This window comes from Erythrobacter westpacificensis, from assembly GCF_039542285.1.
GTDB classification, from domain to species: Bacteria; Pseudomonadota; Alphaproteobacteria; order Sphingomonadales; family Sphingomonadaceae; genus Alteraurantiacibacter; species Alteraurantiacibacter westpacificensis.
This window is the reverse complement of record NZ_BAABHV010000032.1, coordinates 1-1369: the sequence shown is the minus strand read 5'-3', so window position 1 is coordinate 1369 and position 1369 is coordinate 1. Positions and strand designations below refer to the sequence as shown.

Annotated in this window: 1 protein-coding gene; it reads left to right on the top strand. The window is 60.0% G+C overall.

All coding sequences use genetic code 11. From position 1 onward, the window contains the following. Nucleotides 1-14 precede the first annotated feature (14 nt). Nucleotides 15-1366 (top strand): IS3 family transposase gene (locus ABFX23_RS17310; RefSeq protein ID WP_346034129.1). Its coding sequence is split into 2 segments (ribosomal slippage): nucleotides 15-350 and nucleotides 353-1366, totalling 1350 coding nucleotides; the frame shifts between segments, so codons are not numbered across the junction. Nucleotides 1367-1369: the final 3 nt, after the last annotated feature.

Below are 1369 nucleotides of genomic sequence, written 5' to 3'. Positions count from 1 at the left end.
ACGAAGGAACGAAGATGAAGCCCAAATCCTCAAAGCCCAAATTGCCTGCCGAGCAGGTGGTGAAGGACATCCGCCGCAAGACCCGTCGGCATTTCTCTGCTGAAGACAAGATCCGCATCGTGCTCGATGGCCTACGCGGCGATGACTCCATTGCCGAGCTGTGCCGCCGTGAAGGGATCGCACAGAGCCTGTATTACACCTGGTCCAAGGAGTTCATGGAGGCCGGCAAGCGCAGGCTTGCTGGCGATACAGCCCGTGCTGCTACCACCGACGAGGTAAAGGATCTGCGCCGTGAAGCGCGCGATCTGAAGGAATGCGTGGCGGACCTGACGCTGGAGAACCGTCTGCTCAAAAAAAGCATGATCGCGGATGGGGAAGACGACGAATGAGGTATCCCGCATCCGAAAAGCTCGAGATCATCCGGATCGTCGAGCAGTCGCACCTGCCCGCCAAACGCACGCTGGACCAACTCGGTGTGGCACGGCGAACCTTCTACCGCTGGTATGACCGCTACCTCGAAGGTGGGCCGGAGGCGCTTCACGACCGCCCTTCAGCGCCGAGCAGGGTGTGGAACCGCATCGGAAACGATATCCAGGACCAGATCGTCGAGATGGCGCTGGAGCAGACCGATCTATCCCCGCGCGAGCTGGCAGTGCGCTTCACGGACGAGAAGCGCTACTTCGTGTCCGAAGCCACGGTCTATCGCCTCCTGAAGGCCCACGATCTGATCACCAGCCCGGCCTACACAGTGATCAAGGCCGCCGAGGCGTTCCACACGCAGACCACCCGCCCCAACGAGATGTGGCAGACCGACTTTACCTACTTCAAGATTATCGGATGGGGCTGGGTCTATCTCTCAACCGTGCTCGACGATTACTCGCGCTACATCATCGCATGGAAGTTGTGCACTACGATGAAGGCCGAGGACGTCACCGACACGCTGGACATGGCGCTGGCCGCCTCAGGCTGCGACCACGCCAATGTGCTGCACAAGCCGCGCCTGCTCAGCGACAATGGCCCCAGCTACATCGCCGGAGAACTGGCCGAATACATCGAGGCCAACAGGATGAGCCACGTGCGCGGTGCACCCTTCCATCCGCAGACCCAGGGCAAGATAGAACGCTGGCACCAGACGCTCAAGAACCGCGTCCTTCTGGAGAATTACTTCCTGCCCGGCGATCTCGAGACCCAGATCGAAGCCTTCGTCGAGCATTACAACCACCAGCGCTACCACGAGAGCCTCGACAACGTCACGCCCGCCGATGCCTACTTCGGCAGGGCTGCCGCCATCAACAAACGAAGAGAAAGGATCAAGCGAAAGACACTCGAACATCGGCGCTTGCAACACTGTAAGCTCGCCGCCTAAACA